At 72.8% G+C, this 24244-nt stretch carries 25 protein-coding genes; 14 read left to right on the forward strand and 11 right to left on the reverse strand.

All coding sequences use genetic code 11. The features are described 5' to 3' along the window. The first annotated feature begins 122 nt into the window (after window positions 1–122). The 4 genes from AB0J53_RS36535 (at window position 123) to AB0J53_RS36550 (ending at window position 3957) form a co-directional block, all read left to right on the forward strand. On the forward strand, window positions 123–317 hold the full coding sequence (locus AB0J53_RS36535; RefSeq protein ID WP_357586009.1) for a hypothetical protein: 195 nt from the start codon (window positions 123–125) through the stop codon (window positions 315–317). A 93-nt stretch (window positions 318–410) separates the two neighbouring features. Next, on the forward strand, window positions 411–749 hold the full coding sequence (locus AB0J53_RS36540) for a DUF4190 domain-containing protein (protein WP_364180727.1): 339 nt from the start codon (window positions 411–413) through the stop codon (window positions 747–749). 7 nt (window positions 750–756) lie between these two features. Continuing rightward, on the forward strand, window positions 757–1404 hold the full coding sequence (locus tag AB0J53_RS36545) for a GNAT family N-acetyltransferase (protein ID WP_364180730.1): 648 nt from the start codon (window positions 757–759) through the stop codon (window positions 1402–1404). Between the two features lie 3 nt (window positions 1405–1407). After that, on the forward strand, window positions 1408–3957 hold the full coding sequence (locus AB0J53_RS36550) for a polysaccharide lyase family 8 super-sandwich domain-containing protein (RefSeq protein WP_364180732.1): 2550 nt from the start codon (window positions 1408–1410) through the stop codon (window positions 3955–3957). A 15-nt stretch (window positions 3958–3972) separates the two neighbouring features. On the opposite strand, the gene AB0J53_RS36555 is transcribed toward AB0J53_RS36550, so the two are convergent. After that, the gene (locus tag AB0J53_RS36555) at window positions 3973–5139 is read right to left on the reverse strand and encodes an acyl-CoA dehydrogenase family protein (protein WP_219500055.1); all 1167 of its coding nucleotides are present in this window, start codon (window positions 5137–5139) and stop codon (window positions 3973–3975) included. 78 nt (window positions 5140–5217) lie between these two features. Beyond that, the gene (locus tag AB0J53_RS36560; protein WP_364180736.1) at window positions 5218–5382 is read right to left on the reverse strand and encodes a hypothetical protein; all 165 of its coding nucleotides are present in this window, start codon (window positions 5380–5382) and stop codon (window positions 5218–5220) included. On the opposite strand from AB0J53_RS36560, the gene AB0J53_RS36565 reads away from it, so the two are divergent. Further along, the gene (locus AB0J53_RS36565; RefSeq protein WP_364180739.1) at window positions 5381–6028 is read left to right on the forward strand and encodes a YciI family protein; all 648 of its coding nucleotides are present in this window, start codon (window positions 5381–5383) and stop codon (window positions 6026–6028) included. The genes AB0J53_RS36560 and AB0J53_RS36565 overlap by 2 nt on opposite strands. 25 nt (window positions 6029–6053) lie before the next feature. Here the strand turns inward: AB0J53_RS36565 and sigJ are convergent, their stop codons facing one another. Further along, window positions 6054–6962, reverse strand: coding sequence for an RNA polymerase sigma factor SigJ (gene sigJ / locus AB0J53_RS36570; protein WP_364180742.1), 909 nt, complete (start codon window positions 6960–6962; stop codon window positions 6054–6056). Window positions 6963–7063: 101 nt separating this feature from the next. Between sigJ and AB0J53_RS36575 the strand changes: the two genes are divergently transcribed. Beyond that, window positions 7064–7498, forward strand: coding sequence for a hypothetical protein (locus AB0J53_RS36575; protein WP_219500061.1), 435 nt, complete (start codon window positions 7064–7066; stop codon window positions 7496–7498). A 7-nt stretch (window positions 7499–7505) separates the two neighbouring features. Here the strand turns inward: AB0J53_RS36575 and AB0J53_RS36580 are convergent, their stop codons facing one another. Then, entirely contained in the window at window positions 7506–7634 is a 129-nt protein-coding gene (locus AB0J53_RS36580) for a hypothetical protein (RefSeq protein WP_364180746.1), read from the reverse strand. A gap of 82 nt (window positions 7635–7716) precedes the next feature. Between AB0J53_RS36580 and AB0J53_RS36585 the strand changes: the two genes are divergently transcribed. Further along, window positions 7717–10896 (forward strand): hypothetical protein, encoded by a 3180-nt coding sequence (locus AB0J53_RS36585; protein WP_364180749.1) that lies wholly within the window; start codon window positions 7717–7719, stop codon window positions 10894–10896. A 24-nt stretch (window positions 10897–10920) separates the two neighbouring features. Here AB0J53_RS36585 and AB0J53_RS36590 read toward each other — a convergent pair whose 3' ends face one another. From AB0J53_RS36590 to AB0J53_RS36600, 3 genes are read right to left on the reverse strand one after another with little or no spacing between them, the layout of a single operon-like run. Then, window positions 10921–12426, reverse strand: a complete 1506-nt coding sequence (locus AB0J53_RS36590; RefSeq protein ID WP_219500065.1) for a tripartite tricarboxylate transporter permease — start codon at window positions 12424–12426, stop codon at window positions 10921–10923. Between the two features lie 20 nt (window positions 12427–12446). Beyond that, complete coding sequence (locus AB0J53_RS36595; RefSeq protein WP_364180753.1) at window positions 12447–12908, reverse strand: tripartite tricarboxylate transporter TctB family protein; 462 nt, start codon at window positions 12906–12908, stop codon at window positions 12447–12449. 1 nt (window position 12909) lies between these two features. Next, on the reverse strand, window positions 12910–13944 hold the full coding sequence (locus AB0J53_RS36600; RefSeq protein WP_364180756.1) for a tripartite tricarboxylate transporter substrate-binding protein: 1035 nt from the start codon (window positions 13942–13944) through the stop codon (window positions 12910–12912). Window positions 13945–14091: 147 nt separating this feature from the next. On the opposite strand from AB0J53_RS36600, the gene AB0J53_RS36605 reads away from it, so the two are divergent. After that, on the forward strand, window positions 14092–14766 hold the full coding sequence (locus AB0J53_RS36605; protein ID WP_364180759.1) for a response regulator transcription factor: 675 nt from the start codon (window positions 14092–14094) through the stop codon (window positions 14764–14766). A gap of 6 nt (window positions 14767–14772) precedes the next feature. After that, window positions 14773–16173 carry a HAMP domain-containing sensor histidine kinase gene (locus AB0J53_RS36610; RefSeq protein ID WP_364180762.1) on the forward strand — a complete coding sequence of 467 codons (1401 nt, stop codon included), beginning with the start codon at window positions 14773–14775 and terminating at the stop codon, window positions 16171–16173. A 5-nt stretch (window positions 16174–16178) separates the two neighbouring features. Here AB0J53_RS36610 and AB0J53_RS36615 read toward each other — a convergent pair whose 3' ends face one another. Beyond that, complete coding sequence (locus AB0J53_RS36615) at window positions 16179–17102, reverse strand: TAXI family TRAP transporter solute-binding subunit (protein WP_219500077.1); 924 nt, start codon at window positions 17100–17102, stop codon at window positions 16179–16181. Between the two features lie 44 nt (window positions 17103–17146). On the opposite strand from AB0J53_RS36615, the gene AB0J53_RS36620 reads away from it, so the two are divergent. Continuing rightward, a complete protein-coding gene (locus AB0J53_RS36620; RefSeq protein ID WP_364180766.1) occupies window positions 17147–17659 on the forward strand; it encodes a hypothetical protein in 513 nt (170 codons plus the stop codon). 3 nt (window positions 17660–17662) lie between these two features. On the opposite strand, the gene prfH is transcribed toward AB0J53_RS36620, so the two are convergent. From prfH to AB0J53_RS36635, 3 genes are all read right to left on the reverse strand, one after another. Then, on the reverse strand, window positions 17663–18271 hold the full coding sequence (gene prfH / locus AB0J53_RS36625) for a peptide chain release factor H (RefSeq protein ID WP_364180769.1): 609 nt from the start codon (window positions 18269–18271) through the stop codon (window positions 17663–17665). Continuing rightward, complete coding sequence (locus tag AB0J53_RS36630; protein ID WP_364180772.1) at window positions 18268–19410, reverse strand: RNA ligase RtcB family protein; 1143 nt, start codon at window positions 19408–19410, stop codon at window positions 18268–18270. Before AB0J53_RS36630 ends, prfH begins: the two co-directional genes overlap by 4 nt. Before the next feature lie 148 nt (window positions 19411–19558). Further along, window positions 19559–19777: a hypothetical protein gene (locus AB0J53_RS36635; protein ID WP_219500086.1), complete on the reverse strand. Its 219-nt coding sequence runs from the start codon at window positions 19775–19777 to the stop codon at window positions 19559–19561. 310 nt (window positions 19778–20087) lie between these two features. On the opposite strand from AB0J53_RS36635, the gene AB0J53_RS36640 reads away from it, so the two are divergent. The 4 genes from AB0J53_RS36640 (at window position 20088) to AB0J53_RS36655 (ending at window position 24226) form a co-directional block, all read left to right on the forward strand. After that, entirely contained in the window at window positions 20088–21416 is a 1329-nt protein-coding gene (locus AB0J53_RS36640) for a cellulose binding domain-containing protein (RefSeq protein WP_219500088.1), read from the forward strand. Window positions 21417–21882: 466 nt separating this feature from the next. Beyond that, entirely contained in the window at window positions 21883–22920 is a 1038-nt protein-coding gene (locus AB0J53_RS36645) for a ketoacyl-ACP synthase III family protein (protein ID WP_219500090.1), read from the forward strand. Beyond that, on the forward strand, window positions 22917–23186 hold the full coding sequence (locus AB0J53_RS36650; protein ID WP_364180777.1) for an acyl carrier protein: 270 nt from the start codon (window positions 22917–22919) through the stop codon (window positions 23184–23186). The genes AB0J53_RS36645 and AB0J53_RS36650 overlap by 4 nt, the downstream gene beginning before the upstream one ends. Further along, on the forward strand, window positions 23183–24226 hold the full coding sequence (locus AB0J53_RS36655) for a ketoacyl-ACP synthase III family protein (RefSeq protein ID WP_364180780.1): 1044 nt from the start codon (window positions 23183–23185) through the stop codon (window positions 24224–24226). The genes AB0J53_RS36650 and AB0J53_RS36655 overlap by 4 nt, the downstream gene beginning before the upstream one ends. The last annotated feature ends 18 nt before the right edge of the window (window positions 24227–24244 follow it).

Here is a 24244-nt window from a genome sequence, read left to right on the forward strand (position 1 = left end):
AGACGGTCCATGCACACCCCGCTCAATCCCATACGCGAGAGTCCACGGGATGACAGTTGTCATTCGCAGCCGGTGACAGCGTGATCTATTTCCGGGACTGCGCGCCGGGCGAGGATATGGGCATGACGAACAAGCAGACCACCTCCCCCAACTGGAAGCTCGGCATGGCGGCCGGCACGGCGATCGGCCTCGGCTTCGGCACCACCATCGGTGACCTCCTGCTCGGCGTGTCGCTGGCCCTCTGCTTCGGCGTCGCGCTCTCGTACGCCTTCGGAGCCAAGGACGCGCAGCGGGCCGAGCAGGCCGAGCAGGGCTGACGGAGCCGGTGCCGCGCTCGCGGCGGGCTCTTGCACGGGTGCCCGAAGTGGTGGACTCTGGCGGCCTGATGGTCATTCCTGATCGGAGGCCGCATGAGTTCCGTCTACGAGGGCGATCCGCACGGCCGGCAGGCGCCGACGTCGGGACTCGCCACCGCCAGCCTCGTGTTCGGGATCATCGGGCTGATCGGCTGCGGGTGCCTGTTCGGCATCCCGTCGATCGTGGCCATCGTGCTGGGGCACGCGGCCACTGGCAAGACGCGGCCGGGGCTCAGGGGCGGGCACGGCCTGGCGGTGGCCGGGCTGATCCTCGGCTACGTGGTGCTCGTGCCAGCGATCGTGGTGTCCGGGATCATGGTGTATGCCCTGATCACCGAGCCGGCGATGGTCGCCGGCTGGGTCAACGACCTCTTCTCGGCACTGGGCGCATGATGGCTCCATGCTGATTGATCATTTCCCGCTTGTCGGGCTGCGGCTGACGACGCCGCGACTGGAGCTCCGGCTGCCCTCGCCGGAGGAACTGGCCGAGCAGGCCGACGTGGCCGCCGAGGGCATCCATGACGCGGGCGACTCGCCGTTCCTCGTGCGCTGGACCGACGCGCCGCCGGCCGAGGCCGCCCGCAGCGTGATCCAGCGCCACTGGCAGCTGCTGGGCACCTGGACGCCGCGCGACTGGACGCTCAACCTGGCCGTGTTCCGTTCCGGCACGGTGGTCGGGCTGCAGGTGCTCGCGGCGCGCGAGCTGAGCGTGACGCGGCAGGTGCGGACCACGTCCTGGCTGGGCCGGCGCCACCAGGGGCAGGGGATCGGCACCGAGATGCGCGCGGCGGTGCTCCACCTGGCGTTCGCCGGTCTGGACGCCGAGGAGGCCCTGTCGGGCGCGCTCGCGCACAACGCCGCCTCGCTGGCCGTCTCCCGCAAGCTCGGCTACCGGCACGACGGCCACCAGCGGCACGCGCTCGACGGGCGGCTGGTCATGGAGGAACGGCTGCGCCTGACCAGGGACGACTGGGACCGCCACCGCACCGTCCCCGTCGAGGTGCACGGGCTGGCTCCATGCCTGCCGCTCCTGGGCGGGCAAATGTAGATCATGTATGGTGAGCGCGGCATATCCACCAACGGCCTGGAGCCCGCCGTGCCGCACATGTCCCGCCGCCAGGTTCTCTCCCTGCTCCCCGCCGCCGGCCTCCTCTCCCTGAGCTCTCCCGCGCGTGCCTCCGCCGTGTCGGCCCTCGCCGGGACGGATCACGCGCGGCTGCTGGCCAACACCGTGTCGATCTTCGCCGGCACCCCGGACGTCAACGCCCGGCCCGAGGTCGCGGGCAAGGTCGCCGCGATCGTCAGGACCGCCGCGCAGCGGCTGACCGCGATGGACCAGGCGGGCGACGGCGAGCTGTTCGCCGGTCTCGCGCTTGGCTCGAACGACGTCAACCTGCGGCAGGCGTACCAGTATCTGTACGAGATCGCGCTCGCGACCCGCACCCCGGGCGGCGAGCTCGACGGGGACGCCACGGCGCAGCGCCGCGTCGCCGACGGCCTGCGCTGGTTGCACGAGCGCCACTTCGGCGACCAGGCGGCCGGCTACTACGGCAACTGGCACAACTGGGAGATCGGCATCCCGACCCACGTCACCCGGACGCTGGTGCTGCTGCCCGAAGCCGTGCGCGGCGACCTGACCGCCACGTACCTCCCGACGATGGACGCCTACCTGCGCAACGGCAAGAACGGCGACGTCGACCTCGACTCGCGTTTCCACACCGGCGCGAACCTGGCCGACATCACCGCCAACCGCATCCTCCAGGGCGCGCTCACCGGCGACGACGCCCGCGTCGGCAAGGCCGTCGCCGACCAGGCCACGGTCTTCGCCACGATCGACCCGTACGACCTCAAGCACGGCGTCACCGACGGCTACTACCGTGACGGCTCGTTCATCCAGCACCATTCGGTCGCCTACACCGGCTCCTACGGCCGCATCCTGCTCACCCGCGTGGTGCAGACGCTCAAGATGCTGGAGGGCGCGACCGGCGACGGCGGGGCCGGGCTGGCCCAGGTGGTGTACCGGTGGGTGGCCGACGGGTTCGCCCCGCTGATCTTCGAGGGCTGGATGATGGAGATCGTCAAGGGGCGGGCGGTGTCGCGCACCACCACCGGCTACACCGACGTCGGCGTGATCGTGGAGGCCATCGCCGACCTGACCGGCCACGTCGGGGCCGCCGAGGCGCTCGCGCTGAAGAAGTACGTCCGCCACCTCCCGGCCGCCGACACCGCCGCGTTCGTCTCGCCGGTGAGCCTGGCCCGTTACGCCGACATCCGCGCCGACACCGCCGTCCCCGCCGCCGACCTGAACGCGCCGGAGCGCTCGGTGGCGTTCAACGCCATGGACCGCGCCGTCCACCGCCGCCCCGGCTACGCGTTCGCGCTGGCGCGCAGCTCGGAGCGGATCAGCAAGTACGAGTACATGAACGGCGAGAACCTGATGCCCTGGTTCCAGGGCGACGGCGCCTACTACCTCTACCTCGCGGGCGAGGACCAGCGGGAGGTGTTCGGCGTCGACTACTACACGGCCGTCTCCCCGTACCGGCTGGCCGGGGTCACCGCGCCGGTGGAGGAGCGGCGGACGGTGCCCGACCTGTACGGGCGGTTCTGGTACGAGAACCCGGGGCACCCGCTCGGCTTCACCTCGTCGTCGGAGTCGCAGAACACCTACGTGTACTTCCCGCGCGGCGGCAACGCGTTCTCCGGCGGGGCCACGCTGGGGGCGTACGGCGTGGCGGGCATGGTGCAGTCGGACGACGTGGCCTACACCGCCAAGCAGGAGGGCGTGCTGCCCGCCGACTTCGTCGCCTACCGCAACGCGCGGGCGACCAAGTCGTGGTTCATGCTGGACGACGAGGTCGTGGTGCTGGTGGCGGGCGTCTCGGGCCAGGGCGGGCGCGACGCGGTGACCACGGTCGACAGCCGCATCGCCGCCCCTGGCGACACCGTCGCGCTCACCGGCGAGGGCTGGGACGGCGGCGCCTGGCAGCCGGGCGCCGCGACGCCGCCGCGCTGGCTGCGTTACGCCAACGCCGCCCGGGGCACCGCGATCGGCTACGCCTTCCTCACCAGGCAGCCGGTCGCCGCCGGGCTGGAGACGGTGACGCGCAGCCGCCGGGTGGTCCGCGCGTCCAACCCGGACACGGCGGTGGCCAAGAACGTGTTCACCGCCTCGATCACCCATCCTGCCGACGGCGGCGTCCCGGCCGTCGCGTACGCGCTGGTGCCGAACGCGACCGAGGCCCGCGTGCGCGGCTACGCGCCTCCGGAGGTGCTGGTCAACGACCGGCACGTGCAGGCGGTCAAGCACGAGGGGCTCGGCCTCGTCGCGGCCAACGTGTTCGCCGACGGCCCCCGCCACGCCGAGCGCCTGGTCGTGGACGGCCCCGCGTCCGTGATCGTCCGGCGTGGCAGCCGTACGACGGTCGCCCTGTCGGACCCGACGATGAAGCGCGACAGCGTCTCCGTCGTCATCCATGGCCGGCCGCTGCGGCTGGTCACCGCCGACGAGGGCGTCACGGTGCGACGGGTGCCCGGCGGCACGCTCGTGCGGGCGGCCACCCGCCACGCCTACGGCCGCACGTTCACCGCCACCCTCCGCTGACCTCCGGAACCGGTCTCACGGCTCCAGTGCGAAGATCACCCACGACTCGCCCGGGGCCAGGCCGGCCAGCTCGCGCCCGCACTCGCGCAGCACCTGCGGGCCCGAGGTGATGTGCGCCGTGCCGGCGTGCACGTCCCTGAACAGCCGCTGGACCAGCCCGTCGCGCAGGGCCGAGGTGCCGCCCGACGCGTAGACGAACCGGGCCACCTCGGCGACCGTCGAGGTGACGTGGTTGAGCGCGAGCCGCACCATCGTCTCCTGGCGCACGTCGAGCGTCCCGCCCGAGTCCAGCGTGCGTTCGGCGTCGGCCCACGTCTCGTGCACCAGCGCCTTCGCGGCCCGGTACGCGGCCTCGGTCCTGGCGAAGTCGGCGTGGAAGGCGTCGCTGCCCGCGATCTGGCCGGGCCGCCCGGCCCGCGCCCCGGCGTAGCCGATCAGCTCGTCCAGCAGGCGGCGGCCGACGCCGAGCGCCCAGCCCGAATGGCAGATCAGCGCCTGGTCGAGCAGGCCCAGCCGATAGAGGGCGCCGCCGCGCAGCGGCTCGCTCTGCGTGAAGAGGTGCGTCTGCGACTCCGGCACGAAGGCGCCGTCGATGGCGTAGTCGATGCTGCCCGTCGCGCGCAGCCCCAGCACGTCCCAGTTGCCGAGCTGCTCGGCGTCCTCGATCGGCGTGATGAAGATGCGCACCTCGTCGGTGCCCTCGACGGCGCCCAGGCTGTGCACGTACTGGGCGTGCCGCATGCCCGAGGCGAAGCTCCACCGGCCGCTCAGCCGGAACCCGCCGTCCTCGCGCACGGCCGCGCCCGGCCGGGTGCCCTGGCCCGCGAAGAGCGGCATCCGGGGACCCTTGAAGATCCGCTCCACGGCCTCGTCGCCCAGGTAGGCGCCCGCCGTGCCGTTCTCCAGCGTGGTGGCCATGACGACCCAGCCCGTCGACGGGTCGGCGTAGGAGAGCTCGGCGAACACGTCGAGCAGCTCGCGGGGGGACAGTTCCGCGCCGCCGAGCGGCACGGGCACCCAGATCCCGAAAAGTCCTGCTTCGTGGAGGGCGTCCACGACCGGTTCCGTGAGCTTCCCCTGCGCCTCGGCCGCAGCGGCGTCACGCTCGATCAGCGGGCGCAACGCGCGCGCCCGGTCCAGTACGTCGGTTCCGGCGGTGTGCAGTCGCGGCGTGTCGCTCATGTCCAGGTGCTCCTGTTCGTGATCGTCGGCCTCTCTCTCCGTCAGATCACGTAACGCCCCCCTTGTCCAGAGCCCGCCCTACGTGAGCTCCAGTACGAGCGCCACCAGCAGCATGATCACCAGGGCGGCGGCGCCCATGACCACCTCGGCCTTCCTCAGCGCCCGTCGCACCGCGCGTTTGTGCCGCGTCGCCCGCCGCACGGCGCGCTGTCCTCGAAGCCTCGCGATCTCCTGCCGGTCCATGCTGTCGATTCTGCGGCATCGGCTGACCAGGTCATATGATCCGTTAGTGGAATATTTCATATATTGCCGGGACCGGACCGGTTCCATGCCTCGGCGGATGGAACTGGTCGAGGCGCACTGGTCGTTCATGGACCCGTACGGCGACGCGATGATCGCGCGGGGGCCGACGCTGTTGGACGAGGAGACGGCGACCGGCAGCATGCACGTCGTCGACCTGCCGGACCCCGCCGCCGCGCGGGCGTTCGCGTTCGACGAGCCGAACTACCGGGCGGGCGTGTACGGCGACGTGCTGATGCGCCGCTGGCGGACGATCGCCGGCGGCCGGATGTGGGACTACACCGGCGGCGTCGACGGCTACGAGCGCTTCCTCGTCATCGGTCACGCCAGGCTGGGCCGGGCCGCCGTCCGCGAGGGCCTGGACGACGACTACCGCCGTTACCTGACCGGTTCGGGCCTGGGGGATCGGGTGATCGTCGCGGGCACGCTGCTGTCGGAGGACGGCGCCGAATGGATGGGCACCGCCCTCATGGCCGAGCTGCCGGACCGCGAGGCTGCCGAGGCCGTGCTGCCGCAGGGCCCCGGCGGGCGGGCCGGGCTGTACGAGAGCGTGGAGGTGCACAGCTGGGAGTTCGGCGGCAGGCGCTAGGCGGGCGCCGGTCACGTTCGGGTCGCTAGCCGGTGGTCCAGGGGCGGAGCTTCTCCGGGTTCCGGACCGCCCAGATGTGCTTGATCCGGTCGCCGACGACCTCGAACGCCACGACCACCACGATGACGCCGTCCAGCTCCGCCACCAGGCCCGGCTGCCCGTTGACGGTGCGCTCCAGGACCGACAGGCCGCGGTTGGCGAGCCTGGCGAACGTGTGCGCGATCTGCTCGTTGCCGTGGATCGGCCGGAGGATGGCGCTGGCGAGGCCGCCGCCGTCGGCGATGCCCGTGGCGTCCGGGTCGAGGAGCCCGATGAGCGCGTCGATGTCCTGGCGCTCCCACGCCTCCTTGAACTTCCTGACCACGTCGGCCTGCCGGGCGGGCGGGGTCGGCGGGTCGGCGGGGGAGCGGGCCGCGCGGACGCGCCGCCGCGCCGACGAGGCGAGCTGGCGGCAGGCCGCGGGCGTGCGGCCGACGATCTCGGCCACCTCCGCGAACGGGTAGCGGAACACGTCGTGCAGGATGAACGCCACCCGTTCGGCCGGCGTCATCGCGTCGAGCACGACGAGGAAGGCCATGTTGACCGACTCGTCCAGCGTCACCCGGTCGGCCGGGTCGCCTCCGGCGGGGGTGCTGGTCCACTCGCTGCTGTCGGGCAGCGGCTCGGGAATCCACTCGCCCACGTACCGCTCCCGCCTGGCCCGCGCCGACCTGAGCAGGTCGAGGCAGATGCGGCTGGCCACCTTCGTCAACCACCCGCCGGGGTTGCCGACCTCCTCCTGCTGCTCGCGCGACATGGCGTACCAGCGGGCGTACGTCTCCTGCACGACGTCCTCGGCGTCGGCCAGCGAGCCCAGGAGCCGGTAGGCGAGGTTGATCAGCTGACGCCGCTCGCTCATGATCGCGCTGAGGCCCGGGTCGGGCGGGCTGGTCATCCTGGCTCCCTCGGTCGCTACTGCCCTCTCTACCCCGACGCGGCAGCGGGCCCGATTGTGAGGTGCTTTGCGGAGAACGTCACATCAGTAGCATGTGCCCCATGCATCCCCCCGCACCGCACCAACAGTGGACCCAGCCGGGGCAGGCGCACCTGGCCCTCGACATCAAGGCGCACGCGCTCGGGTTCATGCTCAAGATGATCTCCCCGGTGATCGTCCTCAACGGCCACCGGATGCTGGGGCGGTGGGGGCGCAACGTGATCCCGCTCCCGCCCGGCCAGTATCACCTGCACGTCCACCTGCCGTACCTGATGCCGGCGCAGATCGGGCCGGCGGACGTGTCGATCTGGCTGCAGCCGGGCGGGACGCTGGACGTGGAGTACCGCGCGCCCCTGTTCGCCTACTCCAAGGGCGCCCTCGGCCCCGCGCCCCAGCCGTGGAACGGCCTGGGATGCATGATCGGCCTGCTGGCGGTCGCGGGTGGCCTGCTGCTGGTGCTCGTGCTGGTGATCATCTCGGCTGTCGTGTTCTCCTGAGCCGCCGTCATCGGTGCTGCAGCCACCAGACCGCCAGCCCGACCAGCGCCGACCCGGCCGCGGCGGCGAGCCCGCGTACGAGGGCGAACAGGGCGGTGCGGCTGAGCCTGGCGACGATACCGCGCTTGCCGGCCATGGGGTTCTCCTTGCTCTCGTCCGGAAGTGGATGAAGCGCAACAATGGATCAGAAACGCGGCGGCGCACCGGGAATGGGGGCGATGAGGGTAGAAGACGCGACGCGGCTGGTCGGAGGCCCGCCCGCGGCGCCCGCAGCGGGCGCCGGGCAGCGGCTGCGTGACGAGCTGGCGGCGCTGGAGGAGCGGGCGCGGCGGGCCCGCAAGGCCGACGGCGAGCCGGCCTCGCGCAAGGCGGCCGTCCGCGAGGTGCGCCGCCGCACCGGGGCCACCCTGCACGACCAGCGCATCGCCTCGTGGCTGCACCCCGACCCGGCCAGGAGGCGCGTGCCCGGCGACTCCGACCGCGTCTGGGACCTCATCGAGATCTGGAGCGAGTGGGCTCGGGTGCGGCCGAACCGGCAGCGGTGGAACGACCTCGTCGAAGCCGCCCAGGACGAGCGCCGTCCCGTCGCGACCGCGGCCGCGCCGCCGGGCAGGCCGCTGCCCCGGGTGGCGGACCCGTTCGCGCTGGGCGTGCACCAGGCCGTCGAGGTCAGCGGCCACGGCGGCCTCCCGGAGCTGCCGCCGTACCTGCCCCGCGAGCACGACCAGCGGCTGGGCGAGGTCGCGCGGCGCGCGGCCGGAGGCAGGAGCGGGCTGGCCGTCCTGGTCGGCGAGTCCTCGGTGGGCAAGACCCGCGCCTGCTGGGAGTGCCTCAGGGCGCTGCCCGCGAGCTGGCGGCTGTGGGCGCCGGAGTCGGCCGAGGCGCTCCTGGCCGAGCTGGACGCGGTCGCGCCGCGTACCGTCGTGTGGCTGAACGAGTCGCAGCGGTTCCTGCTCAAGTCCGACCACGTCGCCGGCCGGCTGCGCGAGCTGCTGCACGACCCCGACCGGGCGCCGGTCCTGGTGCTGGGGACGCTGTGGCCGCAGCACTGGGACACGCTCACCACGCCGCCGCAGCCCGAGGCCGAGGACCCGTACGAGCGCGGCCGCCGCCTGCTGATCGGCGGCGCGATCCGGGTGCGCCCGGCCTTCTCCACCGCCGAGCTGTCCGCCGTACGGGCCGCCGCCGACGCCGGCCCCCAGCTCCGGCAGGCCCTCGACGGGGCCGAGCGGGGGCGGATCACCCAGTATCTGGCGGGCGTCCCGGTGCTCATGGAGCGCTACGACAACGCCCCCGCGGCGGCCCGCGCGCTGATCCACGCGGCCATGGACGCCCGCCGCCTCGGGGCCGGGGTCGCGCTGCCGCTGGGGCTGCTCCGCGACGCCGCCCCCGGCTACCTCACCGACCAGGAGTGGAACGAGGCCGGCGACGACTGGCTGGAGCGCGCGCTGGCCTACACGTCGGCGCCGTGCCGGGGTGTGGCCGGGCCGCTCACCCTCAACCGCCCGCGTCCGGACGAATCCGCCGGAACGCCGAGCTGCCGGCTGGCCGACTACCTCGAACAGCACGGCAGGCAGAGCCGCCGGTTCGCGGTGCCGCCCGAGGCGTTCTGGCGGGCGGCGGCCCGGCACGTCACCTCGGCGGACGACCTCCACGCCCTGGCCACCGCCGCCCTGCAGCGGCTGCGCTACCGCCAGGCGGCCCTGATCGCCGGCCGGGCCACGTCCGCGGGCCGGTTCGACGCGCTGTACAGGGTCGCGCTGCAGCTGGAGATCGCCGGCAACCGGGACGGCGCGGAACGGCTCTACCGGATCGGGGCGGAGGCCGGGGGCGCCGACGGTTTCTACGGGCTCGCCATGCTCCGCGAGGAGGAGGGCGACCAGGCCGAGGCCCAGCGGATCGTCCTCGCGGCCGGCGACGAGCTGGTGGAACGGTACGTCGAGGCCCACTGGCGGTTCGGGAACACCGCCCACGTCGAGCGGTTCGCCGTCCGGGCCTACGGGCTCGGGCATCGGCGCGGGCTCTGGGCGGTCGCCGCCCGCATTCCGATCGGTGATCGGGAAGGTCGGCGCCGGTTGTACCGGATCGCCGCCGACGCGGGGGAGGCGGAGGCGTTCGCGCTGCTGGCGGCGGTGACGGACGATCCGGCCGAGGCGGAGCGGCTCTACCGGGCCGCCGCCGACGCGGGCGTCGTCGACGCGATGTGGGAGATGGCCTGGCGCTCGGACGCGGAATGCGAGCATTACGTCACGCAGGCCCTGGCCGCCGGCTACTATCTGATCCCGCCCCACGCGCACGCCGAGCGTCTGGTGGGCAGGCGCGAGCAGGCAGGCGACCGGCAGGGCGCCGAGCGGCTGAACGCCGTCTTCGCGGCGGCCGGGCTCAGTGCGCTCGACCGGATCGCCGAGCTGCGGATGGACGCCGGGGACGACGCGGCCGTCATGCCGCTGGCGGCGGAGCTGGCCGCCGCGGGATTCACCCAGCCCCTGGGACGGCTGGCGCTGCGCCGCGCCGACGCGGGCGACGCACCCGGCGCGGAACGGGTCGCGCTCCTGGCCCGCGACGCCGGTGACGTACGGCCGCTGCGCACGCTGGCCCGGCGGGCCGGATCCGGGCGGGACGCGGAACGCCTCTGCCTCCTGGCCGGGGACCACGCCGGGCTCCGGGCAATCGCCAGGTGGCACGAACGGCGCGGGGATCCCGGCGAGGCGGCGCGCGTCCACCAGGCGGGCGCGGACGCGGGCGACCTGCTCGCCCTGCAGGCGCTGGCCCGCCTGCGCGAGGCCGCGGGGCACCCCGACGAGGCCGAACGCCTGGCCACCAGGGCCGCGGCGATGGGCGACCCGCGGGCCCTGCGCACGCTCGCCTGGATGCGGGAGCGGCGCGGCGACGGCCGGGCGGCCGAACGGCTCGCCGCCGAGGCCGCGGCACGCGGGAGCACGGCCGCCCTGCGCTCCCTGGCCGTCCTGCGTGAGCGTGCGGGCGACCACGCCGCCGCCGAGTCGCTCGCGCACCGCGCGGCCCGTCACGGGGACGGCCACGCGCTGGCGGTGCTGGCACGCCTGCGGCGGCGAGCCGGCGCCCGCGAGCAGGCGGCCCGGCTGGCGGAGAGCGCGGCGGCGGTGAAGCCGGCCGCGCCCGCGCCCAGCCGGGCGGTGGCCGAGCCCGCCCCACGGCGGAAGGTGGCGCTGCCACCCCGCGACCCCTTCGCCGACGAGGTCCACTCGCTCCTGGACCTGGCCTGGCGCAGCCCCGAGGCCGAGGCCGAGGAGCTGATCCGCCGTGCCGCCGACGCCGGCTACGGTTACCCGCTGCTGCGCCTGGCCGAGGAGCAGGGATGGGACCTGCTGTCGCGTTACGGCCTCGACGCCGACGGGCGGACCGCCGAGCCCTGGTGAGCCCGGGGCCCTGCCCGGCGGCTCCTAGTCCTCCTCGGCGAACACCACCTCGCGGCGCTTGCGGATCGCCGGCAGCACGGCGACCACCAGCGCCGCTGCCGCCAGGGCCAGCAGCACCGCCGAGATCGGCCGCGTCAGGAACACCGTCGCGTCGCCGCGCTCGATGATGAGCGCCCGCCGCAGGTTCTCCTCCAGCAGCGGCCCGAGCACGAAGCCGAGCAGCAGCGGCGCCGGCTCGCACCCGCACTTGATCAGCACGTACCCGAGCAGCCCGAAGAACACGATCGCGTACACGTCGTAGGCGTTGAACCCGAGCGAGTACGTCCCGATCGCCGCGAACAGGATGATCATCGGGAACAGCACCTGGTACGGGATCCGCAGCATCCGCACCCAGAGCCCGATCAGCGGCAGGTTCAGCAGCACGAGCAGCACGTTGCCGATCCACATCGACGCGATCAGGCCCCAGAACAGCGCGGGCTCCTCGGTGATGACGTTCGGCCCGGGGGTGATGCCGTGGACGATGAACGCGCCGATCATCAGCGCCATCACGGGATGGGCGGGCAGCCCCAGCGTCAGCAGCGGGATGAACGACGTCTGCGCGGCGGCGTTGTTGGCCGACTCGGGCCCGGCGACGCCTTCGATGGCGCCGTGCCCGAACTCCTCGGGCCGCTTGGAGACGCGCTTCTCGACGGCGTAGGAGGTGAACGAGGCCAGCACGTGACCGCCGCCGGGCAGGACGCCGAGCGCGGCGCCGAGACCGGTGCCGCGCAGGATCGGGCCGACGATCCGGCGCCGGTCCTCGCGGGTGGGCCACAGGTTCTTGACCTTGCTGACGATCGCGGTGCGGGTCTGCTCGTTCTCCAGGTTGCGCAGGATCTCGGCCACGCCGAACATGCCGACGGCGACCGACACGAAGTCGATCCCGCCGTACAGCTCGCGCTGGCCGAACGTGAACCGGGGCGTACCGGTGTAGATGTCCTGGCCGACGGTGCCGAGCAGGACGCCCAGGAAGATCATGGCCAGGGCCTTGAGCGCCGAGCCGCGCGCCAGCGCGATCGACACGATCAGGCCGAGCAGCACCAGCGAGAAGTACTCCGCCGGGCCGAACTGCAACGCGACCCTGGCCAGCGGCGGGGCCGCGACCGCGAGCACGACGGTGGCCACGGTCCCGGCGATGAACGAGCCGACCGCGGCCGTGGCCAGCGCGGCGCCGGCCCGTCCCTGCCGGGCCATCTCGTGCCCGTCGAGCGCGGTGACGGCCGCCGACGACTCGCCGGGCAGGTTGATCAGGATGGCGGTCGTCGAGCCGCCGTACTGCGCGCCGTAGTAGATGCCCGCCAGCATGATCAGCGCCGTGACGGGCTCGAAGCTGAACGTGATCGGCAGCAGCATCGCCACCGTCGCCGTCGGCCCGATGCCGGGCAGCACGCCGACAGCCGTCCCGAGCAGCACACCCACGAAGCAGTAGAGGACGTTCTGGACGAGCAGGGCGGTCGAGAGGCCCAGCGCGAGGTTGTCGAGTAGTTCCATGCCTCAATCCGGATTCCGCGTCAGAATCCCAGCCACGGGCCCCAGAGCGGGAGCCGCAGCTGCAGTCCGACGACGAAGATGAGCGTGGCCGCGAGGGTCAGCCCGGCGGCCACCGCCACGGCCATGAGCGGCCGTACGCGCTTGCTGGCCACCGTGGTGAGCAGGGCGGTCACCAACGACGCCGGGACGAACCCGAGACCCCGTACGGTGAAGCCGAAGAACACCAGCGCGAGCACGATGACGCCGACCGCCCGCCACGGGATCGGCCCGAACGCGATCACCTCGCCGGCCACCAGGCCCTTGACCACGATGGCCAGGCCCAGGGCCGCCACGACCGCGCCGACGAGCAGCGGGAAGGCGCCGGGGCCCATCCGCAGCGGGGTGCCCAGCTCGTAGCCGAGCGACCCTGCCACGAACGCGCCACCGATCAGGATGAACACGGCCCCGGCGAGTACGTCCGGGAAGGACCGGCGACGCTCCACGTCAGGACGCCTTGATCCCGGCGTCGGCGATGACCTTGCCCCAGGTGGTGAGCTGCTCCTCCAGCTTGGCGCGGTGCGCCTGCGGGGTCGCGGACTCGGCCGCGACCGGCGCGGTGCCGAGCTTGGCCATCTGGTCGATGACCTTCTGGTCGGCCAGCGCGGACTTCAGCGCCTCGGACAGCTTCTGGACGACGTCCTGCGGCGTGCCCTTCGGGGTGTACAGGCCGTGCCACACGCTGACCTTGAGCCCGGGCAGCCCGGCCTCGGTGGTCGTGGGCACGTCGGGCAGGCTCTTGACCCGCTCGGGCGTGGTGACCGCGTACGCCTTGACCTCGCCGGCGGAGATCTGGCCGCTGGTGTTGGTCGTCTGGTCGCACATGAAGTCGACCTGGCCGCCGACGAGGTCGGTCAGCGCGGGCCCGGTGCCCTCGTACGGGACCTCCTGGAGCTTGACCCCGGTGGCCGTCTGGAACAGCAGGCCGCACAGGTGGGAGGCGGCGCCGATGCCGGCGTTGGCCATCGTGACCTTGTCGGCGTTGGACTTCACGTGCGCCACGAGGTCCTGGAGCGTCGCGGGGGCGAAGTCCTTGCGGGCGACGACCGTCATCGGCACCTCGGTGACGAGCCCGACCGTCTCGAAGCTCTCCAGCGGCTTGTAGCCGAGGTCCTGGTAGAGGGCGGGCGCGGTGGACATGCCGATGTGGTGCATGAGCACGGTGTAGCCGTCGGGCTCGCCGCGGGCGACCTCGCCGGCGCCGATGGTGCCGCCCGCCCCCTCGACGTTCTGGACGACGATCTTCGTGCCGAGCTTGGCGGCCATCGGCTCGGCGATCATGCGGGTGACGGTGTCGGTCGGGCCGCCCGCGCTGAACGGCACGACGAACGTGATGTTCTGGCTGGGGTAGGCGCCGCCCTCGCCGCCTCCGCCGGTCGCGCCGCCCCCGCCGCCGTTGCCGGAACAGGCGGCGGCGAGCGAGACGACGCCGATCACGGCGATCATCCGGGCGGCGGCTGGATACCTGCTGGTCGTTCTCATATCGGGGCTCCTCGTCAGTGCGCGGCCTCAGTCTGGGGTGACAAGGGCGCGCATGGTGTCAGAGGAATCCCAAGGAATGCGGTGAATGTCAGAGAAATCCCAAGAAACGGCATGGCCCGGCCGCTGACCCCGGCCGTACAATCCGGTATGCGGATCACCATCATCGAGGATGACGACCGCGTGGCGCGGGGTCTGGCGACCGTCCTGGCCCAGGCGGGCTTCGAGGTGCACCGCCTCGCCACGGCGGCCGAGGCCGTGCGCGCGGCCCCGTCCGACGTCGTCCTCGTCGACCTGGGCCTGCCCGACGGCGACGGCCTCGACGTGATCCGCAAGCTGCGCGACCGCCCCGAGACCGCCGTCATCGCCGTCACCGCCCGCTCCGAGGAGCACGAGCGCGTCCGCGGCCTGCGCGCCGGGGCCGACGACTACATCGTCAAGCCGTTCGGCGTCCCCGAGCTGCTGGCCAGGATCGACGCCGTCCTGCGGCGCACCCGGGTCGCCCGCGCGATGAGCCACCCCGACGGGCCCCTCGTCGTCGGTCCGATGCGCATCGGCGTCGGCACCCGCGAGGTCACCGTCGACGACGTCCCGGTGACGCTGACCCGCAAGGAGTTCGAGCTGCTCCTGCTGCTGGCCCGCCGGGCGCCCAACGTCGTCAGCCGCGACGTCATCCTCGACCAGATCTGGGGCGCCACCTGGGAGTCGTCGAGCCGCACCCTCGACACCCACATCGCCGCGCTCCGCCACAAACTGGGGCCCGCCACGCTGATCCGCACCATCCACGGGGTCGGCTACCGGCTGACGGCGGAGCCGAACGGCTGACGTCCCGTGCACCGCCGCCTGCTCGTCGTCCTGGTGCCCCTCGCGGTCCTGCTCGTCGCGGCCCTCGGGGTCCCGCTCGGCGTCACCGTCGCCGAGCGCGAGATGCAGGAGACGTACGTGGACCGGCTCAACGACGTCGGCAGGTTCGCGTCGCTGGCCGAGACCGCGCTGTCCACCGGGCGTACCGAGGCCCTCCAGCAGGAGCTGGCCCGCTACCACGAGCTGTACGGCATCCCCGTCGCCGTGATCGACAAATCGGGCGCCGTGCTGCTCGGCCCGGCGGACGCGTACCGGCAGGCGGCGCGGGCCGAGCCGACCCTGCCCCGGATCGTCACCGCCGCGCTCGCCGGGGCCAGGCCCGAACCGTCCGGGCAGTGGGCGCCCTGGGACGACTCCGCCTTCGTCGTCGCCGAACCGGTCGGCCGCGACAGCGAGGTCGTCGGCGCCGTCGTGACGATCTCCGACCTGACCAGGACGCGCTCGCGCATCCTGCTGCGCTGGGCCCAGCTCGCCGGCCTCGGGCTGCTGCCGCTGATCGCGCTCGTCGCCGTCGCCTGGCCGGTCTCGGCGTGGGTGCTGCGACCCGTACGCGAACTCGACGCGGCCAGCTCGCGCATCTCCCAGGGAGACCTCACGATCCGCGCCGACGCCGAGGCCGGGCCGCCCGAGCTGCGGCGGCTGGCCGAGTCGTTCAACACGATGATGGACGCGGTCGAGAACGCCGTGCAACGCCAGCGCGCGTTCGTGTCGGACGCCTCCCACCAGTTGCGCAACCCGCTGACCAGCCTGCGGCTGGCCGTGGAGAGCCTGGAGCCGCACCTGCGGGCGGGAGACGACGGGCGGCAGGCGTACGACGTCGCGGTCGACGAGCTCAAGGCGATGCAGCGGATGCTGAACTCGCTGCAGGCCAGCGCCCGGATGGAGAGCATCCGCACGGCCTCGCCGGTGGACCTCGACGCGGTGCTGGCCACCCGCGTCGACCGGTGGCGGGCGCTGACGGCGACCGCCGGGCAGAGGCTGGCGGTGGAGGTGCCGCCGGGGCTGCGGCTGCTGGAGCCGTCCGGCGGGCTGGGCAGCATCCTGGACGAGCTGATCAGCAACGCGCTGCGGCTGTCGGACGCGCGGGTGGTGCGGGTGAGCGCCGCCGAGGCGGGCGGCGTCGTCGCGATCGCCGTCCGCGACGACGGTCAGGGCATCGACCCGGCCGAACGCGAGCAGGCGCTGCGCCGCTTCTGGCGCGCGCCCAAGCACCAGAACGTCACCGGCACCGGCCTGGGTCTGGCCATCTGCGCCGACCTCGTCGGCGCGGCCGGGGGCGAGCTGCGGCTGGAGGACGGCCTGCCGCGCCCCGACGGCACCGGCCACGGCTTCGCCGCCGTGGTCGCGCTGCCCGTCGTGCCCGGCTGACCCGCTCAGCGCTTGCGATCGCGGAACCAGGCCGCCGCCCCCGGATGCAGCGGCGCCGTCGCCGTGGAGATCCCGGTGCGCACGTTGATGTGCCACGCCTCGGGCACCGCCGCGGGCCCGGCGCGGGTGAAGATCGTGTCGGTGATGGCGTGCACCAGCTCGTCCGGCAGGTCGTTGCGGACGAGCAGCACGTTCGGCACCGCGACCGTGCGCGCCGCGGGCACCCCCGCGTAGGCCGTCGACGGGATCATGGCAGGCGTGTACGGGCCCGGGAACGCCGTGATGAGCGCCCCCGCCTGGGCGGCCAGCGGGATCAGCCGGATCGCGTGCTTCTGCGCCAGCTCCGTGATCGCCGGCGTCGGGACGCCCGTCAGCGAGAACATCGCGTCGATCCGGCCGTCACGCAACGCCGCCGCCGACTCCGCCTGGCTCAGGTACAGCCACTCCAGCTCCAGCCGGGCCAGCTCCAGCGCCCGCCGCGAGGTGAACTCCGTGCCCGAATCGCGCGCCCCCAGCGACACCCGCCTGCCCGCCAGGTCCGCGAACTCGCCGATGGGCGACCCGGCCATGACCACCAGGTGCAGATGGCTGTCGTACAGGCGGCAGATCGCCGAGACGCCGTCCGGCGCGCGGCCGTCGGTCGTGATCAGCGCGTCCAGGCTCGTCAGCCCGAGCTGCGCCTCACCGGCCCGCAGCATCCGGATGTTGTCGGTCGACGCCCCGCTCGGCACCGTCGTCACCGTCACGCCCGGCACCTGCTCGGAGACCCGCCCGGCCAGCACGCCGCCGATCCGCCGGTACACCGCTCCCTCCGGGCCCGTGGCCAGCCGCAGCCGCGCCGGCTCCACCTCCGGCCGCCGCGCGCAACCGGCGGCCAGCCCTCCGGCGGCGAGCAGCACCGCCCGCCGGCTGAACGTCGGCTGCACCATGCCGAGATGATGGTGGGCCAGCCCGGCGTGATGCAATATGCCCCGTGAAGCAGATGAGACGGCTGACCGGCGAGATGCTCCTCTACTGCTTCGCCGTCGTCCTGGCCACCGGCGCCTACCTCGCCTGGTTCCGGCCCGACGGCGGCATGGTCGTGTACGACGGCCCCTACGAGCCGTTGCGCGGCGTCGAGCTGAGCTCCGCCTACGCGGCCGCGCTGGAGACCGGGATCGCCACGCCGGGCGGCCTGGCGATCCGCCACCTGCATCACAGCTCCTCGATGCTGCTGGCGGCGGGCGTCGCGGTCTGGGTGCTGCTCGGCCTGTTCCGCTACGTGCCGGCGCTGCTGGGGGCGGGACCGGCCGCGCTCGCCGTCGTGACCGGCGAGCGAGCCGGTGATGTCGAGGGGCACGTTCCGCACCTGGCCGCCGCCCTGGCCCTGGGGGTCGCGCTGGCGTTCTCCGTCCGCCGCGAGTCGGCCCGAACGGCGCGGGCGCCGGCGTACGTGCTGCTGGTCGCCGCGCTCGCCGTGTCGGTCGTCCTCTGGCAGGGCTGGTGAGCGTCAGGGGCGTTCGACGCGGGTGGGGTTGCCGCGGACGAGCTCGTCGTGGACGCGGTGCCGGGCGGCGACGAGGGCGCGGCCTGCCGCCTCGTCGTCGCGTTCGAGGCGCTCGCGCAGCAGGCGCATGGCGATGCGGCGGTTGAGGCTGAACTGGCGCTCGGTGTCGACCACGACGACGATCCCGGTGGGCCGGTGGGTGGCCCGCACGGCGGTGCTGGCCTTGTTGCGGTGCTGGCCGCCGGGGCCGCCGGTGCGGCAGGGCACGACGTCGACGTCGTCCTCGGCGAAGGCCGTGCGCGGGGCGTCGACCTGGCACGGCCGGGCGGTCACGTACCAGTTCTTGCGCCCGGCGGAGGCCCGGTAGGGGCTGGGGGCCTGCCAGCACAGGGTCCCGGTCCAGGAGGCGGCGAACGTCTCGGCGTCCGCGCCGGTGATCCGGACCAGCACCGACCGGTACGTGCCGGGCCGCTCGCCGGGGACGGTCTCGGCGCGGTGGGTCTCCAGCTCGTGCCGGGCGGCGTCGGCTTCGAGCCGTCGCAGCAGCCGGGCGAGCGCCCACGCGCACTCCTGCGGGCCGCGCCCGGCCGACAGGAGCAGGTGGACGGTCACGACCGGCCCCGCTTGCGGCGGCGCTCGGGCGCGGAGCCGAGATCGGCCGTCTTGTACGTGACCAGCGGGACCGTCGTGGCGATCGGGGTGGCCAGGTCGTGCTCGACCAGGTCGGAGATCACCTGCTCGATGCGCTTGTAGGCGGTCGGCGCCTCCTCGAACAGAAGCTGACGGTCGCCGCAGACGACCAGCGAGCCGAGCGGCGTGCGGCGCAGCTCCTCGACCGTGTGCTTGGCCCGGCCCCGGCGCAGCGCGTCGGCGCGCGACATCTTGCGGCCCGCGCCGTGCGCGACGGAGTGGCCGGCGTCCGGCCCGGAGTGGGCGGCCACCAGGTAGGAGTGCGTGCCCCGGGTGCCGGCGATGAGCACGTCGCGGCCGTCGCCCGGCGCGGCCCCCTTGCGGTGCAGGTAGAGGCCGTCGCGGACCTCGACGAGGTTGTGGCACTGGTCGACGACCGGCTCGGCGGGCCGGGCCCCCAGGGCGTGGGCGACCCGGGCGGCCAGCAGCCGCCGGTTGAGCGATCCCCAGCGCACGGCCTCGTCGTGCACGGCCAGGTAGGCGTCGGGGTCGGGGGCCGGGCCCGCGCCGTGGACCTCGGTGTGCGCCCGCAGGATCCGCTCGCCCAGCCCCCGGGAGCCGCTGTGGACGATGAGCACCAGGTCACCGGCGGCGAGCCCCAGGCGGTCGGCGTGGTCGGGCTCGAAGACGGTGCCGATCCGCGCCAGCTCGACGAAGTGGTTGCCCCGGCCGACCGTGCCGAGGCCCTCGTGGTGACCGGCGGGGATCTCGCCGTCGAGCACGTCCCAGGCCGGGTCGTCGGCGTCGCGTACGGGATCGAGCGGGCGGTCGAGGTCGGGGAAGCGGGCGGCGAGCTTCTCGGGCACGACGCGCTTGAGCCTGAAGGGGAAGACGGCGATGCCGCAGCCGATGTCGGAGCCCACCAGGAACGGGTAGAGCACGCTCGACGTCATCGCCGCGCCGATCGGGGCGCCCTTGCCGGGGTGCAGATCGGGCATCGCGGCGACGTGCCTCATGCCGTCGAGGGCGGCCACCTGGTGACACTGGGTGAGGGCGTCGGACTCGATCCAGCTTGCGGGGGAGGCGAACACGGAGACCGTGGCCGGGTGGTGGTGCGACAAAGACGCTCTCTTCGCTGAACGGGTGCTGGCATTTCGGAATGGCAGCACCACGGTCGCCGAGCCGTGCCGCGAGAGGCAAACGATTTTCCGCCGGGCACGCAGGAGCCCCCTGGCCCAAAGAGCCGGGGGGCGCCCAGGTCTCAGCGTGTCACGCGTAGAGGAAGTAGTAGTGATACTGGCTCTTCCACTCGCATCTATACCCGTTCCACCAGCCCTGCTCGTCGCCGTAGTCGCCGTATCGCTGGCATTCCGAGTGCTCCCGGTAGATGCCGTTGAGCGTTTCGGCCTGCGCCGGAGTGGCGCCGAGCGATAACGACAATCCGAGGGCCAGAACGGCCGGGACGAGAACTGCGCGAACCTTGCGCATCAATCCTCCTAAGACGGGGTGGATCACGGCGGTCAAGATATCACTGACCGTGTGCCAGGAAAAATGTCATTCTGTGCTGCGTTGTCGCCGTGTAATACGGCCTTCTGGGCCCTTCTTCATGTTTTGTTCCTGTCTAATGCCGGATGAGCTGTTTGGCCCATCGGCAGGGGTGCAAGTCACCAGGATCGAAACGGTTCGCCGAAAACTTTGACCACCGTCACGTACGTGTCATATCGTCGCCTCGCCCACATCGAGGCGAGGCCAAGCCGGCGGGGAAAACGGCGATCATCCGAACACCGGAGGCTCACCTATGCATGCTCGAATCCGCCCGGCCGCCGTCCTCGGCATGGTCCTCACCATGCTGGCGACCTTCGGTGTCTCACTCGCGCTCTCACCACCGGCCCAGGCCGCCCAGGTGATCGCCGACATCCCGTACGCCTCCGAGGACCCCGTCGGCTCACGGGGGCACCTGCTGGACCTCTACCTGCCGACCGGCGGCCTCACCCCCAGGCCGCTGCTCATCTGGCACAAGGGCTCGGCCTGGTCGAGCGACGAGGGCAAGAGCGGCGCCGCCGACATCGCCGCCGTCTTCAACGCCAAGGGCTGGGCGGTGGCCGGCGTCAGCGTCCGCTCCAGCACCCAGGCGGTCTTCCCGGCGCAGGTGCACGACATCAAGGCGGCCATCCGCTGGCTGCGCCACAACGCCCCCGCCTACCAGCTCGACCCGAACCGCTTCGCCATGATGGGCGACTCCTCGGGCGGCTGGCTGACGGAGATGGCCACGTTCACCGGCGGCGTGGCGGCGCTGGAGGGCACCGTCGGCGCGACCGGCGTCTCCAGCTCCGTGCAGGCCGGGCTCGCCTTCTTCAGCCCGACCGACTTCCTCCAGATGAACGCCCAGAACCTGCCGGGCGGCGGGCTGGACCACAACTCGCCGATCTCGCCCGAATCCCTCCTGGTCGGCTGCGCCATCCAGACCTGCCCCGCCACGGTGGCGCAGGCCAACCCGATCAACTACGTCGACGCCAACGACCCGCCGGTGCTGTTCCTGCACGGCCAGGCCGACTTCCTGGTGCCCCACGGGCAGAGCGTGCTGCTCTACAACAAGATCAAGTCGGTCTGCGGCAACGGCCAGTTCATCTCCATCCCCGGCGCCGACCACGGCCGGGCCGACGTCATGGACCCCGCCCGGTTCGGCACCCAGACCAGCTACGCCACCACCAACTGCGGCGAGGCCATCCTGGCGGGCGGGGGCGCGCCCAACCCGACCTGGGACACCTTCGAGATGTTCCTGCGCGGCGCGCTCAAGATGGGCACCTCGTGCCAGGTCACCTGGCAGGCCAGCAACTGGAGCGGCGGCTTCAACGGCACCGTGACCATCAAGAACACCGGCACCACGCCCATCAGCGGCTGGCGCCTGTCGTGGAACTGGGCCGGCAACCAGCAGGTGACCGCCTTCTGGAACACCAACCTGACCCAGACCGGCACCCAGGTGGTCGCTCGCGACGCCGGGCACAACGCCAACATCGGCCCGAGCTCCAGCGTCAGTTTCGGGTACGAGGCCAGCGTCACCGGCACGAACGCCCCGCCCGCCGAGTTCAGGCTCAACGGCATCCCCTGCGCCCGCGTCATCGTGTGAGCCCCGGCGCCCGCGGCCCAGGGTCGCGGGCGCCGATTTCGGAAAGCCGTAATGGAACCGTCCAATCGGCGTAACCGCAGCTCGGCGGAGAAATGTGCATTTCAAAAATGAACACGTTCCGCCGGGTCACGGTCACGGAATGAGGCCGTCCAGATTTCGGACCTTATATTGCTTTACCCGAAGGGCGGCCCTATCCTTTCCCCTGTGATCGCCGAGGACAGAGAGAGGGCGCTCGTGACGGCATCGACCGGCGGGAATCGCGCAACTCGACATCGCAAAAACGCCTGACCGCCGACTTCCGAAATTCACGACGCTCTCGTCCGCCGGCCGCCTTTTCCGGCCTCACGCGCCGACTCGCTGCCGCTGACCGGCTGACTCCGCTTTCCCCTGGTGCTCCGTCCGCACGACGGCGCCCTTGCCGTGCCATGCCCTGCCCAGAGTTAGGGGACGTGTGCGTACTTCCAACATGTTCGTCAGGAGCCTCGGCGTTCACGTGCCGGACGCCGTGACCGTCGAGCAGGCGGTCAGCGAGGGCCTGTACCCGGCCGACGAGGCCGAGAAGTTCCAGCAGATCGGCGCCGCGGTCGCCGGCGACATGCCCGCCCCGGAGATGGCCAGGCGCGCCGTCGTGGACGCCTACGAGCGCTGGGGCGAGTCCTCCCCGCGCGAGCTCGACCTGCTGCTCTACCCGTCGGTCTGGCACCAGGGCCCCAACGGCTGGCAGCCGCAGCACTACCTGCAGATGCACCTGCTCGGCGGCGGCGTGCCCGCGTACGAGATCCGCAGCGGCTGCGTCGGCATGATCAGCTCGCTGGAGCTGGCCGCCAGCTACCTCCAGGCCGACCCGGGCCGCGAGACCGCGATGGTCGTCTCCGCCGACAACCACGGCACCCCGTTGGTCGACCGCTGGCGCATGACGCCCGGCGCGCTGATCGGCGACGCCGCCTGCGCGCTCGTCCTCGGCAAGGACTACGGCATGGCCCAGCTCCTGTCGGTGAACGCCACGACGATCCCCGAGGCCGACGCGGTCAACGACGGCGCCTACCCGCTGTTCCCCCCGGACGCCACCGTCGGCCGGGGGCTCAGCTTCGGTGACCGGCACGAGGAGTTCCGCCAGCGGCTGCTCAAGGAACGCGGCACCGGCATCCACCTGACGATCCAGAAGACGATGATGCAGCAGGTCGAGCAGACCCTGGACGAGGCCGGGATCGAGCTGTCCGACATCACCCGGGTGGCCTTCCCGCACGGCCGCCGCGAGGACCTGGACGGGCAGATGTCCTGGCTCGGCATCGAGGTCGAGCAGACCACCTGGGACTACGGCAGGCGCGTCGGCCACTGCGGCGCCGTCGACCAGTTCATCGCCTTCGAGCACCTGATCGCCACCGGCGGGCTCGTGCCCGGCGACCACCTGCTCGTGGTGGGCTTCGGCTCCGGGACGTCGGTCGCCGCGGCGGCGTTCAAGGTGCTCGCGCCCGCTCCCGTGACGAAAGAGGCACGCGCATGACGATCGGACAGACCACCGGCGAGACCACGTACCGGCTGGTCGCCTTCATCCAGGACAACCTCGTCCCGGACGACGCCGGCCTGGAGGTCGACGAGGCCACCCCGCTCCTGACGTCCGGCCTGCTGGACTCCCTGCGGACCGCGCGCCTGCTCAACTTCATCCGGAAGGAGCTCGGCGTCCCGGTCCCGGCCGCGAAGCTCGACCCCGAGAACTTCCGCGACGTCACCACGATCGTCGCGATGCTCGACGAACTCACCTCGGCATGACCCCGCCCGGCACGTACGTCAGCGGGGTGGGAGCCTTCGTCCCCCGCACGGTCGTCAGCGTCGAGAAGGCCGTCGCCAAGGGCTGGTACCCGGCCGAGGAGGCAGAGCTGCACAACCTGGCCGGGGCCGCGGTGGCCGGCGACCTGCCCGCGCCCGAGATGGCGCTGCACGCGGCGCAGAGCGCGCTCAAGCGCAGCGGGCGCGCCCCCGCCGACCTCGACCTCCTGCTGTACGCCTCCACCTGGCACCAGGGGCCCGACGGCTGGCCCCCGCACTCCTACCTGCAACGCAACCTCGTCGACGGCGACGTCCTGGCCACCGAGATCCGGCAGGGCTGCAACGGGATGTTCACCGCCCTGGAGCTCGCCGCCGGCTACCTGGGCGCCGACCCCGCCCGGCAGGCCGCCCTGCTGGTCGCCGCCGACAACTACGGCACCCCGCTGATGGACCGGTGGCGCATGGGCCCCGGCTACGTCGGCGGCGACGCCGCCAGCGCGCTCGTGCTCACCAGGGAGCCCGGCTTCGCCCGCCTGATGTCGGTGCGCACGGTGACCGTCGCCGAGGCCGAGGAACTGCACCGGGGCACCGAGCCCCTGTTCCCGCCCGGCGTCACCGTCGGGCGCAAGTTCAGCTTCGCGGCCAGGAACGACCAGTTCCGGAACCAGGTCATGCCCCAGGGCGAGAGCACCGCCGCCCTGTTCAAGATCCAGCGGGCGCTCATGGAGATCGTCGAACGCGTCCTCGACGAGAGCGGGATCGAGGCCCGCGACCTCACCCGGGTCGCCTTCATGAACTACTCCGAGGAGATCGTCGAACAGCGCTGCATGGCCCTGCTCGACCTGCCCATGTCACGTTCCACCTGGGAGTACGGGCGCACCATCGGCCACTGCGGGGCCAGCGACCAGGTCCTCGCCCTCGACCGGCTGCTCACCACCGGGCAGCTCGGCCCCGGCGACCACCTGCTGATGCTCGGCACCGGCCCCGGAGTCACGGTCTCCGGCGCCGTGATCAAGATCCTCGACACGCCTCCGTGGTGCTGAGAGCCGTCACCGAAACCG

It is taken from the genome of Nonomuraea sp. NPDC049725 (genome assembly GCF_040674795.1).
Classification (GTDB): Bacteria; Actinomycetota; Actinomycetes; order Streptosporangiales; family Streptosporangiaceae; genus Nonomuraea; species Nonomuraea ceibae.